The 15,556-nt window shown below is 50.8% G+C and carries 12 protein-coding genes; 4 read left to right on the forward strand and 8 right to left on the reverse strand.

The window, feature by feature from the left end; all coding sequences use genetic code 11:
- Positions 1-38: 38 nt before the first annotated feature.
- The 8 genes from BM331_RS07220 to BM331_RS07255 form a co-directional block, all read right to left on the reverse strand.
- Positions 39-749, reverse strand: a complete 711-nt coding sequence (locus tag BM331_RS07220) for an RNA polymerase sigma factor FliA (protein ID WP_074928424.1) — start codon at positions 747-749, stop codon at positions 39-41.
- Between the two features lie 8 nt (positions 750-757).
- Positions 758-1,651: a MinD/ParA family ATP-binding protein gene (locus BM331_RS07225; RefSeq protein ID WP_011635420.1), complete on the reverse strand. Its 894-nt coding sequence runs from the start codon at positions 1,649-1,651 to the stop codon at positions 758-760.
- Positions 1,644-2,915 (reverse strand): flagellar biosynthesis GTPase FlhF, encoded by a 1,272-nt coding sequence (flhF, locus tag BM331_RS07230; protein WP_074928426.1) that lies wholly within the window; start codon positions 2,913-2,915, stop codon positions 1,644-1,646. Before flhF ends, BM331_RS07225 begins: the two co-directional genes overlap by 8 nt.
- The gene (gene flhA / locus BM331_RS07235) at positions 2,912-4,996 is read right to left on the reverse strand and encodes a flagellar biosynthesis protein FlhA (protein WP_074928427.1); all 2,085 of its coding nucleotides are present in this window, start codon (positions 4,994-4,996) and stop codon (positions 2,912-2,914) included. The genes flhF and flhA overlap by 4 nt, the downstream gene beginning before the upstream one ends.
- A gap of 47 nt (positions 4,997-5,043) precedes the next feature.
- Positions 5,044-6,174, reverse strand: coding sequence for a flagellar biosynthesis protein FlhB (flhB, locus tag BM331_RS07240; protein ID WP_074928429.1), 1,131 nt, complete (start codon positions 6,172-6,174; stop codon positions 5,044-5,046).
- A gap of 251 nt (positions 6,175-6,425) precedes the next feature.
- Positions 6,426-8,033, reverse strand: a complete 1,608-nt coding sequence (locus BM331_RS07245) for a peptide chain release factor 3 (RefSeq protein WP_074928430.1) — start codon at positions 8,031-8,033, stop codon at positions 6,426-6,428.
- Complete coding sequence (locus tag BM331_RS07250; RefSeq protein ID WP_074928432.1) at positions 8,030-10,087, reverse strand: dipeptide ABC transporter ATP-binding protein; 2,058 nt, start codon at positions 10,085-10,087, stop codon at positions 8,030-8,032. Before BM331_RS07250 ends, BM331_RS07245 begins: the two co-directional genes overlap by 4 nt.
- On the reverse strand, positions 10,084-11,577 hold the full coding sequence (locus BM331_RS07255; protein ID WP_074928434.1) for an ABC transporter permease: 1,494 nt from the start codon (positions 11,575-11,577) through the stop codon (positions 10,084-10,086). Before BM331_RS07255 ends, BM331_RS07250 begins: the two co-directional genes overlap by 4 nt.
- 280 nt (positions 11,578-11,857) lie before the next feature.
- Here BM331_RS07255 and flgM point away from each other — a divergent pair, with 280 nt between their 5' ends.
- The 4 genes from flgM (at position 11,858) to rsmG (ending at position 15,553) form a co-directional block, all read left to right on the forward strand.
- Positions 11,858-12,160, forward strand: a complete 303-nt coding sequence (gene flgM, locus BM331_RS07260) for a flagellar biosynthesis anti-sigma factor FlgM (RefSeq protein WP_074928436.1) — start codon at positions 11,858-11,860, stop codon at positions 12,158-12,160.
- Position 12,161: 1 nt separating this feature from the next.
- A complete protein-coding gene (locus tag BM331_RS07265) occupies positions 12,162-12,626 on the forward strand; it encodes a flagella synthesis protein FlgN (protein WP_074928437.1) in 465 nt (154 codons plus the stop codon).
- 382 nt (positions 12,627-13,008) lie between these two features.
- Positions 13,009-14,934, forward strand: coding sequence for a tRNA uridine-5-carboxymethylaminomethyl(34) synthesis enzyme MnmG (mnmG, locus tag BM331_RS07270; RefSeq protein WP_074928439.1), 1,926 nt, complete (start codon positions 13,009-13,011; stop codon positions 14,932-14,934).
- Positions 14,909-15,553 carry a 16S rRNA (guanine(527)-N(7))-methyltransferase RsmG gene (rsmG, locus tag BM331_RS07275; protein ID WP_074928441.1) on the forward strand — a complete coding sequence of 215 codons (645 nt, stop codon included), beginning with the start codon at positions 14,909-14,911 and terminating at the stop codon, positions 15,551-15,553. The genes mnmG and rsmG overlap by 26 nt, the downstream gene beginning before the upstream one ends.
- The last annotated feature ends 3 nt before the right edge of the window (positions 15,554-15,556 follow it).

Raw genomic sequence — 15,556 nt, forward strand, 5'->3', positions numbered from 1 at the left:
TCTACCGTCTTTTCGGCTTGACCGGCTTTCAGAGGGGATTATTTATCCCGCAGGCGAGTTCTTAAACGCGAGATGGCCTGGGTGTGAAGCTGGCAGATGCGTGATTCGCTGACGCCCAGCACATCGCCGATTTCGCGCAGGTTCATTTCCTGCTCGTAGTACATACCCATGACCAGTTTTTCCTTGGCGGGCAGTTTTTCGATGGCGGCGACCAGCAGTTCTCTCAGATTTTTTTCCAGCAGTTGATCCAGTGGTTCGTTACCCTGGTCATTACACAGATGATCAAGAAAATGATCTTCTTCATCTACCTGAAAATCTTCGTAATAGATCAGTTGCCCGCCCCCTGCTTCTTGCAGCATTTCCTGATACTCGGCCAGTGGCAGGTTAAGTTCATCCGCAATTTCCTGTTCGTTAGGCGGACAGCCAAGGCGTTGTTCCAGTGTGCGCATAGCGGTTTCGATCTGACGCATTTTCCTACGCAAGCTGCGGGGCAGCCAGTCCGCCTCCCGCAGTTCGTCTAGCATCGAGCCACGGATACGCTGGGCGGCGTAGCTTTCAAACTGACGTCCGTAGGAACCTTCATAACGATTGATGGCATCCAGTAGCCCGATCATTCCCGCCTGGATCAGATCATCCACCTGAACGCTGGCTGGCAGCCTGGCCATCATATGGTAGGCAATCCGCTTGACCAGTGGTGTAAATTCAGTAATAAACTGGTCTTTATCAATGGTTCCTGCTTCGGTATACATAGGTTCACTCACACCGTAAAATCTGCCGTATCAAGATGACTGGTTCGTATCAGTCTGCGCATGAAATTTTCCACGCCGTCGTTATCTGTCCAGGCTCCCGTGCATTGCATCAGTTTCTCAGCCAGTTGCCGGTAACCTGCAGCTGATCTGGATGCCGGAAAAATTTCCACTACCGGCTGGCAAAGCTGGGTGGAACGGTGCAGTTTGTCATCCAGCAGAATGCATCCCATCCACTCCAGTCTGACGGCCAGGTTCTTTTGGGCAACGCTGGCAATGTTGTCGAAAATATCGCGCCCGATGTTTTCTGATTCCACTTTGTTGACCAGCACCAGGAAATTGCGCCGGGCATATTCCTGACTGATGAGCTTGATCAGTGCATACGCATCGGTAATGGCGGTACCAGAACCGGAGAGTACGATCAGCACCTGTTGGGAAGCCAGGCTCAGTGGCACAACCCGGCTGCTTTTCCCGATGGCGGTATCGATCAGCACAATATCCACCGACTGGGAAAGTTCACTGAAGCATTGAATAAACCGTTCCTGATCAGCGAGTGAAAGTTTTGCCAGCGAGTGAATGCCACGCATTGCTGTTAAAACCATTACACCTTCCGGCCCTTGTGTCATCACCTGTTCAAGCGTTTTATCCTGATTGATAACGTGCAGTAAATCGTAACGCGCATTCAGACCAAGATTGGCGTTGACGTCTTTGTGGCGCGGATTTTCATCCAGAATCAGCACATGTTTGCCTGTTTTTGCCAATGCTGCAGCCAAATTAATGACTGTACAGGTTTTGCCGACACCCGTTCGTCCACCGGCGACAGCAAACACGCGCACCCCGGTATTGGAGGCCAGCGCAGATAGCTCGCGCAGGCCGGATGCCTGGTCTTTCCTAACCTCAGCCATGATCTGCCTCGGCACGTTCCGGTTGTCTGATAGCTGGTTGATCACCGGCACTGCTCGCCATAATCAATGCAAATTCCGGGTCTTGTAATGAGAAGGGGGAATTTTCTGGAGAAGGCTTGAAAATACGGTGCAACAGGTAGCGGGAACTGGCTTCATGCAGATCTTCCGGAACCTTCTGGCCATTGGTGACGTAATGCAGCACCAGTTTGCGCCGGATGATTGCATCCAATGCAATGCCTAAACTGGCTGATTCATCCACCTTGGTAATGATGCAGCCATGAATACTATGTTTTTGGTAGGCGGAAATAACTTCGTCCAGCGTATCGCCGCTGCTGGTTGCATTGAGTAACAGCAGGTGCTTTATTTTTGTACCACATTGGCTCAGCATGGCGATCTGTTCGGCCAGCATCTGATCGCGCTGGCTCATACCAACGGTATCAATCAGTACCATGTGTTTGCCGCGCAGTTCGTGCAGCATTAACTGCAGATCCTCAATATCCTTGATGCTGCGTACCGATACCCCCAGCAGCTTGCCGTAAATGCGCAGTTGTTCGTGTCCACCGATACGGTAGCTGTCAGTGGTCAGCAGTGCCACTTTGTCAGCACCGTGCCGGATAACAGCGCGTGCAGCCAGTTTTGCCGTAGTGGTAGTTTTACCGACACCGGTTGGCCCGATCAGTGCATACACGCCGCCTTGTTCAATGATTTCGTCACCGGTTGCGGTGCGTAAATTAAGCGTGAGCAGTGAGATGGTTTTTTTCAGGCTTTGCTCGAAATCACGGTCAGCCGGCAATTTTTCCAGCAAGTGACGTGACAGTAGCGGGCTGAAGCCTGCACTTAACAGCGTGCGTAGCACTTTCATGCCACCCGGATCCCGTTGTGAAAAATTACTCCAACCCATGGTGGTCAGTTGCTCTTCCAGCATTTGCCGCATGGCCTGGATTTCCTGGATGATGTGCGCGCCCGGGCTGTCCGCCGCAGGCGGTTGTGTTTCCGGCTGTTTGTGGATAGTCGCTGTCTGCTCTGTTCCGGAAGCAGATTTGTGCCGGGGGGAAGCAGTTGGCCTAACCGCTGAAGAAGGCGCAGTCACCTCGTGCGGCGTATCGCTGGTGAGCATGGATATATCCTTGCCGGCCAGCGCCATGATTTCAATCCCGCCTGGTACTTGTTTGTTTGACAAAATCACGGCATCCGCGCCGAGCTCTTCCTTGACCTTGCGTAACACCTCATGGGAGGTGGCGGCTAGAAATTTTCTTACTTTCATTTTTTGTTACCTCCAATGATCGATATGAATTTTATTTTTCTGGTATCCGAGATCTCGGAATGAGCCAGCACCCTTAATTGAGGCAGCGATCGACGCAGGAAACGAGACAACAGCAGGCGGATTGCGTCCGGTACTACCAGCACAACCGGTAATCCGAGCTGTTCCAGCCGCTTGACCGAGCTGCTGGCTTCACGTGTCAGGGTGTCGGCCAGGCCAGGTTCGATGCCGCCGTCTGCCACTGGATCGGATTGCACCACCTGTATCAGGATATTTTCCAGTTCAGGGTGCAAACTCATGACCTGCATTTCGGCGTCAGACGGGAAACATTGCTCCACGATCATCCGGCCCAACGCTACTCTCACCAGCGCCAGCAGTTCACTGACATCCTGGGTGCGCCCTGCATGTTCGGTCAACGTGTCAATAATGGTGCGCATATCGCGGATATTCACACCTTCTTCCAGCAGGTGTTGCAATATTTTTTGTACCGTTGCCAGTGGCAGCAATTTGGGAATCAGATCATCCGTCAGCTTGGGAATTCTTTGCCCCAGATGATCAAGCAACTTCTGCAATTCTTCCCGTCCGAGCAGTTCGGAGGCATGCATACGGATCAGATGATTCAGGTGTGTTGTAACGACCGTGCTGGCATCAACTACGGTATAGCCGCTGGTTTGTGCCAGTTCACGCTGTTCTGTTTCGATCCAGACGGCGGGCAGCCCGAATGCCGGATCTTCAGTACGGTTACCCGGCAACACCATGGTGACCTCGCCGGGATTAATCGCCAGATGCATGCCGTTGTAGGATTCTCCCTGGCCGATTACCGAACCTTTCATGGTGATGCGGTAGCCATTGGGGCGTAATTCCAGGTTATCCCGAATATGTACTACTGGCGGGAGAAAGCCGATTTCCTGGGCAAATTTCTTGCGGATGCTGTTGATGCGTTTCAGCAGATCACCCTGGCGGTGTTTATCCACCAGCGGGATGAGACGATAGCCTACTTCCAGCCCGAGCGTATCAACCTGAACCACATCTTCCCAACTGGCATCCTGTGTTTCAGTGGTAACGACTTCCGGCTCTTCCAGTTTGGCATCCGACGAAGTGGCACGGCTGGATACATAATAGGCAAGCGTACCGATCATTCCAGCCAGCAGCAGAAAAACAAAATTCGGCATACCAGGCACCAGGCCCAGCGCGCCGAGGATACCCGCTGTCAGCCATAGTGCCCGTGGCTTGTTGAATAGCTGGCTCACAAATTGTTGACCGAGGTCTTCATCGGTGCTAACCCGGCTGACCACCAGACCAGCGGCAGTAGAAATGATGAGTGCAGGAATCTGTGCTACCAGTCCGTCGCCGATGGTCAGCAGCGTGTAGTTTTTGGCGGCATCCCCCATGTTCATATCATGTTGCAGCACGCCCACGATCAGGCCACCGATAATGGTGATCAGCATGATCAGAATGCCGGCAATCGCATCGCCTCGCACGAATTTGCTGGCACCATCCATTGAACCGTAGAAATTAGCTTCCTGCGCAACCCGTTCGCGCCGCGTACGCGCTTCATCTTCCCGAATCAGCCCGGCATTGAGATCAGCATCAATTGCCATTTGTTTTCCGGGGATGGCATCCAGGGTGAAGCGGGCGCTGACTTCTGCAATACGCCCGGCCCCCTTGGTAATGACGACGAAATTGATCACAATCAGAATGATGAACACCACCAGACCCACTGCATAGTTCCCACCCACCAGAAAATGGCCGAATGCCTCGATAACCTTGCCAGCGGCGTCCGGGCCGTTATGACCATGCATCAGCACTACCCTGGTTGAGGCGACATTGAGTGAAAGTCGCAACAGTGTCGTGATCAGCAAAACGGTGGGGAAAACTGCAAATTCGAGTGCATCACGCGAATAAAGGCTCACCAGCAGCACGATCACTGCCAGCGCGATGTTGAACGTAAACAGCACATCCAGGACGAATGGTGGCAGTGGCAGCACCATCATCGACAGGATCATGATGATCAGCATCGGCCCGGCCAGGCTACGCATTTGGCCGTCTCGTACCAGGGTTGCTAAAGCTAGAATATTATTCATTCAGCATTCATTCCAATAATAGGTATTTATTCACCTGTAAATCTGTTTCAGGCATGATCCAGTTCCACTGGCACCGCTATCTCCGGTGATAGTTGTGGCGCGGTACCACCCGCCGTCTGATATCTTCTCAGCTGGAAAACGTAGGCCAACACATGCGCTACCGCGGTATAGAGCGTCTCGGGAATCTCGGTATCCAGTTCCACGTGGTGATACAGTGCCCGTGCCAGCGGCGGCACTTCCAGCACCGGAATATGGTGTTCATCTGCCAATTCACGAATGCGGGCGGCGATCAGTTGCGACCCTTTTGCCACTACTTTCGGTGCACGCATTGAGTGATCCTGATACTTCAATGCGACGGCGTAGTGCGTCGGGTTGGTCACCACGACATCTGCCCTGGGTACTTCTGCCATCATGCGTCGGCGTGCCATTTCACGCTGCATACTGCGGATGCGCGCCTTGACCTGGGGATCACCTTCATCCTCCTTGGCTTCCTTGCGCAGATCTTCTTTGGACATCCGTAACTGGCGTGCGTGATTCCAAAGCTGAAAAGGCACATCAATCACGACGAGCAGCAGCATGGCACCAACAATCAGCATAAAGGTCAGGCCAATCAGTCTGCCCATGCTGGTTAGCCCTGTGTCCAGCGGCATACCAATCAGATCAAGCACATCTTGTTTGTAACTCCAGATAATCCCGGCTGCAACGCCACCAATGACTGCAACCTTGGCTATTGCCTTGACCAGTTCAATCAGGCCGTGTGATGAAAATATCCTTTTAAAGCCATTAACTGGATTGAGACGTTTGAAGTCGGGAAACAACGCCTTGGAGCTGAACAGCCATCCGCTTAACAGCATGGGCGATACCAGCGCCACAATCACCAGCCATCCCAGTAAAGGCGCGATGGCCAATAGCCCATCAAGCGCCAGTTGAAACAACCTCGGCAACAATAACGCTGGATTGAACGCAATTTCCCGTTCTATTTGCAGGCCGCTTTCCAACAGGGCAGACAATTTCTGAATGATAAGCGAACCGATTATCCACAAGCTGCCGGAAGCTGCCATCAGCATTGTGAACGTGGTTAATTCCTGCGAACGCGCTACCTGCCCCTCCTCCCGGGCTTTTTCCAGACGCCTGGGGGAAGCGGGTTCAGTACGTTCAAGATCGTTATCGTCTGCCATAGCGGATTCCTCTCGATGAACCGGGATTATCCGTGTTCACTCTGAAATCGATGTCGTAAACAAGCAACGATTTAGGCGGCTAATCAGATAATCCTGGAGAGAAAGCCGGGTGAGAGAATGTTGAGAGCCTGTTTATCGTTGGAGCTGTTTGGGAACAGGGAAAACAAATCGGGGGAAAGGCAGCAGGTGAATTAAATCATCTGCTGCCCAAGTGGTTTTTTAATGTGGATTGGGTTGATTCTGTTGGTAAATTAGCTCGCTGTCTGAAACATCAGGCCAGCGTGTTCGCGCATCTTGTGGAAGCGGATACCAGGCCAGTTTTCTTCAGCCACGCTGATTTCAGCAGAAAACGAGGCAAGGAAAGTAGGGGCATCTACCGCATCGTAAGCAATACGGTGCGCGTTGGTATCGATGAAGCGCTGTAATTCCCGTGAGGTTTCAGCGGTCACCCATCTTGCCAGCTGGTATTTGGCAGGGGCAATACGTGTCTCGACGCCATATTCATGCTTGAGACGGTGAGTGACGACTTCAAACTGCAGCTGACCCACCGCGCCCAACAACAGGATGCTGCCCAGATGCGGACGGAACACCTGGATGGCGCCTTCTTCACCCAGTTGAGTCAATCCCAGCTTGAGCTGCTTGCTGCGTAATGGATCGGCAATTTCGACTGTCTGGAAAATTTCGGGGGCAAAAAATGGCAAGCCGGTGAATTGCAGATTGTCTCCCTCGGTCAGGGTATCGGCTAGTTGTAGCGTCCCATGATTGGGGATGCCGATAATATCGCCTGCGTAAGCTGTTTCCAGCAATTCACGCCGTTGTGAAAGAAAGGAAACTACCGTGCTGGTGCGCACATCCTTACCGCTGCGTACTACTTTGAGACTCATTCCGCGCCTGAATTCACCTGAGCAGATACGCACAAAGGCAATGCGGTCTCGATGAGCAGGATTCATGTTTGCCTGAATCTTGAAAACCACCCCGGAAAATTTCTTTTCAGTCGGCAGGATTTCTCGCTGAATGGCCTTGCGTGTACCGGGTGGTGGCGCCAGATCAACCAGTGTATCCAGCACTTCCTGTACGCCGAAATTGTTGATTGCCGAGCCAAAAAATACGGGTGTTTGCTGTCCGGCAAGAAACGCTGCCTGATCAAATTCCGGTGCTGCACCATTGATCAGATCAATTTCCTGCCGAGCCTGTTCCAGGTTTGTTCCGAAGCGTTTTGTAACTGCCGGATCGCTCAGATCGGTAATGAGGGTTGTATCTTCCTGCTCGGTATGATCCATGCCGGGCCGAAAGACGCGCATTAGTTTGTGCCGTAGATCGTACACGCCGTGAAAGAGTTTACCCGAGCCGACTGGCCAGGTGAACGGAACTACGTCCATTCCCAGCGTGCGTTCGATTTCATCAATCAGATCGAGTGGTTCGCGCACTTCCCGATCCAGTTTGTTGACGAAGGTAATGATCGGGGTGTTGCGGGCGCGGCAGACCTGCAGCAAACGCAAGGTTTGTGATTCCACGCCGTTGGCGGCGTCGATGACCATTAGTGCCGCATCGACAGCAGTCAGCACGCGGTAGGTGTCTTCGGAAAAATCCTGGTGGCCTGGCGTATCCAGCAAGTTGATGACACAACCCCGATACTCCATCTGCATGACAGAGCTGGCAACAGAGATACCGCGCTGTTTTTCGATTTCCATCCAGTCAGAAGTGGCATGGCGGCTGGCTTTGCGCGCCTTGACACTACCAGCAATGTGAATGGCGCCGGCAAACAGCAGTAATTTTTCCGTCAGCGTGGTTTTACCGGCGTCCGGATGGGAAATAATGGCAAACGTCCGACGACGTTTAACCTCATGATCGATCGTCATTGAAAATCCTGTGGTTCCTGAGAAACTGAGTGATAAAGATGGCAATAAGTGGTGTGGGTAGCGCTGAACCGGCTGACTGCGGGATAAACTTCCCGGCAGATCGGCATGACATGCGGACAACGCGGATGAAAATAACAACCTTGCGGTACATCGGCTGGTGAAGGTGGTTCACCTTGCAAGCGTATGACTTCACGTTGGGTACCAGGTTCATATATTGGCACCGCAGACAACAGCGCCTGGGTGTAGGGATGTTTGGGGGCATCCAGCACTTCTTCAGTGCGCCCGTTTTCTACAATTCTGCCCAGATACATGACGGCTACTTCATCCGCAAGATAATCCACGACAGCTATATTATGGGTGATCAGCAGATAAGCAAGTTTTCGTTCCTGTTGTAGTGTTTTCAACAGATTGAGGATTTGTGCCTGTACCGAAACATCCAGTGCACTGGTTGGTTCATCACAGATCAGCAGCTGTGGATTAACTGCCAGCGCACGTGCAATGGCAATCCGCTGACGTTGGCCACCGGAAAATTCGTGCGGATAGCGCCATTTGGCTTCCGCAGGTAAACCCACCTGCATCAGCAGGGTATCAATGTTGTGTTCATTCTTTTTGCGTGTGGCTAATTTATCCGAGTACCGGCCAAGTGCCTGCATGCCTTCTTCGATAATCTCAATAATGCGCATGCGCGGATTAAGTGATGAATAAGGATCCTGGAAGATGATCTGGAATTCGGAGCGCTTTTTTAGCAATTGCTTGCGATTCAGTTCCGATAGCTCTTCATCCTGTACGCGGATGCTGCCTGATGTAACCGGGATGAGTTGCATAATACCTTTACCCACCGTGGTTTTGCCGCAACCGGATTCTCCCACCAGTGCCAGTGTTTTGCCGTGATTAATTTGCAGTGACACACCATCAACCGCTTTGATATAGCCTGCTGCTCGCTTGAATAACCCCTTGTGCACCGGGAAATGCACTTTCAGATCATTCACGTTCAACAGAAGGTTGTCTGAACTCAAACCAGGGGCATCAACACTGACTGGAAGATTGTCAGTTGTTACATGAGCGATGTTGGGCAATGATTCCACGGAATGTTCCGGATAAAGATGACATCGGACACGGTGTTGAGGTGAAATCTCCACCCAGGGTGGAATAATCTTGTGACATTTTTCCCAGGCATAATCGCAACGATCAGCAAAGCGGCAGCCGGTAAAAATATGCGAAAGGGCTGGCACGCTTCCCCGAATGACGACCAGTTTCTGATTGCGTTTTTTTCTCGTTGGCAACGCAGCGAATAATTTATGGGAATAAGGATGGGCCGGTGATTGAAAAAAACTTTCCCGGTCTGCGGTTTCAATGATTTCTCCGGCGTACATCACGGCAATGCGCTGCGCCATTTCTGCGACCACGCCCAGATCATGGGTGATCAGAAGAATGGCCATGTTCTCCTGTCGCTGCAAATTGCGCATGAGATCCAGTACCTGTGCCTGAATCGTGACATCCAGTGCAGTTGTGGGTTCATCCGCAATCAGCAGCTCTGGTTTGCTTGCCAGTGCCATAGCAATCATGACGCGCTGTTTCATGCCGCCCGAGAACTGGAACGGATATTCCTTGATACGACGCGCTGGATCGGGAATACCAACCTGACGCAGGAGCTCCAGAATGCGAGTTTGTGCCGCTGTGCCATGCAGATTGGAATGTTGCAGTAACACTTCTTCAATTTGTGCGCCGGTGGTCATGACCGGGTTCAGGCTCAACATCGGTTCCTGGAAAATCATGCCGATACGATTGCCGCGCACCTCGCGCATGGCGGATTCCGGCAAAGCCAGCAGTTCATCACTATTCAAGCGGATACTGCCATGCGTGATTTCTCCAGCTTCCGGCAACAGGCGCATGATAGCTAGAGCAGTCATGGATTTTCCACAACCGGATTCTCCCAATAATGCAAATGTTTCGCCCGGCTGAATGGCAAGTGATAATCCATCCACGGCACGTACCGGCTGCTGACCGGTATGTAACCGCACTTTAAGCGCGTTAATTTCAAGTAATGCACTCATGTGCGAGATGCATTTTTGTCTGAGGATGTCGTTTCTTCTGTTTCATCCTGATTCTTGAGATATCTGGCTGAATCATCGCGGAGGGTTCGGCGGTGCGGATTGAATGCATTTTGTACCGCATCTGAAAAAAGATTGGCGCTCAATACCAGTGCGAGCATGAAGGTGAATGCTGCAAATAATGTCCACCAGACCATCGGTTCACGCGCCATCTCCAGCCTGGAGGCATTGATCATTGTTCCAAAGCTGATGGTGGAGGGATCTACACCCACACCGACATAGGAAAGAACGGCCTCGGCCAGTACCAGACTGCTGAAATCCATTACGGTGGTAATCAATACAATATGGACGACATTCGGCAAAATATGGCGAGTGATAATGCGCCAATGAGAGACACCAAACGCATGTGCTGCCTGGATATATTCCATTTCACGCAATTTAAGTGTCTCACCGCGCAATACTCTGCACAGCCCCGTCCAGCTGGTGATACCCAGGATAATACAAAGAAACAGCAGGCGCAGATCAGCGCGTGCGGCGGTTGTATCGAGCAAATCAGCATGCGTTTCAATATAAACCTGCATCATCAACACGGCGGCTGCAATCAGCAATACGCTGGGGATGGAGCTAAGCGTGGTGTAAACGTACTGGATAACATCATCGACCCAACCGCGAAAATAACCTGCTGCAATTCCCAGCAGCAGGGCGAACGGCAGCATGATCAGGGTTGTCAGCGTTCCGATGATAAGCCCGGTGCGGATACTTTTAAGTGACAGGTACAAAACATCTTGACCTACCTTGTCTGTTCCCAGGACATGGTAGTGTGTAATCAGTGCTGCGACAGCGCCACCCATGGCCAGAATAACAGCCAGCGTGATCAATATGGCGCGCCAGGGAACTTCAGTTGCACCGTGCCATATCGCTGTTTGTATACGAAAAAATGAAGTGCGATAACGCTTTGCCTGCATACTGCCCAAGCCGAGAATTAACCCGGCCCAGATCAGCAATCCTGCCCCCGCTCCCGAAACAGATCGCCACCAGATATCGCCGGTCAGTTCCGTTTTGGGATCATTCAAATGTGCACCGCCAAAGGTTAATCGGGCAAAATCCCATACTTGCTCCCCTTCAGTGGTGATGATCATCTGTTTTGTGTAAAGGTAGGCAGACAGGGGGGCGGAGTAGGTTTTTTCCATCTGTGACCGTAGCGGAGCGGACAATAGATCGAACAAACTGAGTACTTCAGCACTATAAATATTTTCCCCGGTGGCGCGGGTTTGTTCCAGAACCGGGCGAAAATGAATCGTGTCGAGCAATCCGATCAGGATGAAGCATAGCAGGATAGTCAGCGCAGACATTCCGCTGGCGCTGTGTATAACCTTACGCCAGGAAGCCAGCATGTGCTCATGCCGCCTGGCATAAATACCAAGAATAATACCTGTTGCCAGCAGCAGATAAATCAGAGCGTCTGTCCAGAGTATAACGGGATGGAAAGGCATTATGACAAGGATCAAAGTTCAAGCTGTAATAATGCGGTATTGTAGCGTAGTGACAACAGACAATCGCATCGAAGAAAAAAATGGAATATCGCAACGATAAATATCGTCCGGTTGACCAGAATATTTATTCTTCGGGCCGTTTTCATTTGTAATGACACAACGCAACTATGCCGTTACCAAAAATGACAAAAAAATATTCCGGTTTTACTAAAGTTCCGGGATGGATAGCCGTTAGACGAGCGTAACATATGCGAATATTTATTTTAGAAGGAATTCCGTCGTGAAAATAAATCAGATATCTCCGGGACGTACAGAGCTTGCTGCCGGGGTAGCTCAAAAAAAAGTGGACAGAACGGATAATGCCAAAGTGAGTGCTGCAGGTAAAAATGACAGCGTACATATCAGCACACTTTCAACGGGGACTCAGGTATCGGATGCTGGTAACGAAGCTGTTAATGCTGCGAAAGTTGCTGAAATCAAGCAAGCCATCAGCGAAGGTCGTTTCAAGGTGAATCCCGATGTGGTTGCGGATCGCTTGCTGGAAACTGTGAAAGAACTGATTCAAAGCAAACGTTCAACCTGAAATGGACGGCAATCCTCAGGCAATTCTGCAGAAAGGTGATACGCCAGCATCTACTTTGCGACTTCAGTTGGAAAGCACTCACTTATTTCTTGCACTTCTTGAACATGAACGAAATCTGCTAGCTTCAGGAAGCATTGATGATCTAGCCTCGCTGGTCGCCGACAAAGACCGGGTTGTGAATCAGCTCTCACGATTGGATGCACAGCTTAACCAGCTTCTGGCTGCGGCTGGTTTCTCTGGTGGTACGTTAGAAATAAACGCCTGGCTGACTGCCAATCATTCAGAATCAGCTGTTACCCGCGACTGGGAAGAGCTGCTTAACCTCACCCGTCTTGCTCGTCAGCATAATCAAACGAATGCAAATATTATTTCCACCTGGTTACAATACACACGACAGACACTCTATGCACTGCATAGTGCGGCAGGGCATATCACACTTTATGACCCCAAAGGCCAGATGGCTTGACATCTCCTAAAGGCACCTCCAAAACTGATTTTTAGATGAATCGTGGCCGTGTAATATTCACTGTCGCGTCTATCCGTTTGGTATACCAGGCTGCTTCATTCCGCACACGGAATTTTTAGAGGCGCTCATAACGTGCTTACCGCAAAGATGTTTCACGTGAAACATCTTTGAATTGCCACCTTGCCTTTACTTCACATCCGTCAACTCAGCATTGTCTTGCAGTCACTGCTGGGTAGGTGATCATGCTGAAAATCCTGATTAACGGCATATTGGTGTCAGTCTGATCAATTTCATATAAAATACCGCTAATTCCACAAGCAATCTTCACCATACGGCTGTCTAAATCTGTTTAGACGTGCTGCGCAACTGGCAATCCATATTTATGCATTTTTCAAGAGATTTTGACATTATCGTTGTTGGTGGCGGACATGCCGGAACGGAAGCAGCTCTGGCAGCTGCACGCACAGGTCAAAAAACATTACTACTGACACAAAATCTGGACACATTAGGGCAGATGTCGTGCAATCCATCCATTGGAGGAATCGGCAAAGGCCATCTGGTTAAGGAAATTGATGCGCTGGGGGGGGCTATGGCTGCAGCAATTGATGAAGCAGGCATCCAGTTTCGCACACTCAATTCAAGCAAAGGCCCAGCGGTTCGAGCAACACGCGCCCAGGCCGATCGTGTACTGTACCGTCAGGCCATACGCAAACGGCTGGAAGCACAACCTAATCTGCTGATATTGCAATCTACTGTTGATGATCTGCTGCTGCAGGGTGACAAGATTACAGGCGTTGTCACCCATCTTGGAATTACCTTCTCGGCGCGCGCTGTAGTGTTGACGGTTGGTACCTTTTTGGGCGGCCTGGCGCATGTCGGCGACCAGAATTTTCAGGCAGGCAGGGCGGGTGATCCTGCATCAATCAGGCTTGCGCACCGCTTGCGTGAAATGAATCTGTCGGTGGGAAGACTTAAAACCGGCACGCCGCCCCGTATTGATGCACGCACTATTGATTTCCAGTTGCTACGCGAGCAGCCAGGAGATGAACCAATACCAATATTTTCGTTCCTGGGAAATACTGCGCAACACCCGCGACAGGTGTCATGCTGGATGACACGCACCAATGAAAAAACGCATGAAATCATTCGTACCGGGCTGGATCGCTCCCCCTTGTATACTGGGAAAATAGAAGGAATCGGGCCGCGCTACTGTCCATCGATCGAAGATAAGGTAGTACGTTTTTCTGACAGAGACTCGCATACCGTTTTTTTGGAGCCGGAAGGGCTGGAAACCAGCGAAATTTATCCGAATGGAATTTCAACGAGCCTTCCTTTTGATGTGCAGGTCGAGCTGGTGCGTTCAATTGCCGGCCTGGAAAATGCACACATAACCCGGCCGGGTTACGCAATTGAATATGATTATTTCGATCCACGGGCACTCAAGAAATCCTTGGAGACAAAAGCGATCGACGGACTGTTTTTTGCCGGGCAGATCAATGGCACCACTGGCTATGAAGAAGCAGCCGCCCAGGGCCTGCTCGCCGGTTTAAATGCCAGTCTCAAGATAAAGGAACAGGAACCCTGGTGTCCGAGCCGTGATGAGGCTTACCTTGGTGTGCTAGTGGATGATCTGGTTACCCGTGGTGTAACAGAGCCTTACCGTATGTTTACCAGCCGTGCTGAATTCCGCTTGCAATTAAGGGAAGACAATGCCGATATGCGACTGACAGAAGCCGGGCATCAATTTGGTCTTGTTGATGAGAAACGTTGGCAGATTTTTGCTGCCAGACGGGAAGCAATCGAGATTGAAAAAGCAAGATTGCGGCGTACCTGGGTGCCCGCTAGGGTCTTGCACAAATTGCAAACACCGCAAACATCCGATCAATCTGATGACCGTTCTTATTCATTGTATGAGCTGTTACGACGCCCTGGAATCAGTTATACAGAACTGGTGTCATTGCCTGAAGTTGAACAACCTTTGATTGACGGCCAGATCGCCCAACAGTTGGAAATTGATGTCAAATATGAAGGTTACGTAGAACGACAAAGACAGGAAGTGGTTCGTCATGCACAGCATGAAGCCATGGTTTTACCAAAAAACCTGGATTACAGCGCCGTGAGAGGCCTTTCCAACGAAGTCATACAAAAATTAAATCAGCATCAACCGGAAACAATCGGTCAGGCGACACGGATTTCCGGGATTACACCGGCAGCCATATCCTTATTGCTGGTACATCTAAAGCGTGGTATGGCACGCCAGGCAGCCAAACAGGAAAAAACGCATGAATCTGGAAAAACAGTTGCATGAAGGCCTGGAAGCAATTTCAGAATTGTCCGCTGATGTAACGCATTTAAGCAGTCGGCTGTTGCGCTACATTGAGCTCATCACAAAGTGGAACGGTACTCATAATCTGACTTCGGTGAGAAATCCCGAATCGATGATTACTCGTCATATGCTGGACAGTCTGATCGTATTACCGCATATCAGTGGGCCTAATATTGTTGATGTCGGTAGTGGTGCCGGCTTGCCGGGTATTCCAATTGCGCTGGCACGTCCCGAATGGCAGATGGTATTGGTAGAAAGCAACCAGAAGAAAGCTACTTTTCTGCAACAGGTTGTGGTTGAACTGGGTTTGCAGAATGTTTCAATCAGACAAGAACGTGTGGAAAAAATAAAACCGGAAAACAAGGTAGATACTGTTATCTCACGCGCGTTTTCCAGTCTCGAGCGCTTCATGCGCCTGTCGAAACATCTGTGTGAAAACAACGTTGATCATTGTCGCTTCATTGCCATGAAAGGAGCGTTCCCGGATATGGAGTTGATGCAACTCCCTCCGGAATTTCCCGTCGAGCAGATTATTCCCGTTGCGGTTCCCGGTCTGAGAGCCAAGCGTCATCTGGTCGTGATGCGGTGTCACCCCGAATGAGGT

It is taken from the genome of Nitrosomonas eutropha (genome assembly GCF_900116685.1).
In the GTDB taxonomy this organism is placed as follows: Bacteria; Pseudomonadota; Gammaproteobacteria; order Burkholderiales; family Nitrosomonadaceae; genus Nitrosomonas; species Nitrosomonas eutropha_A.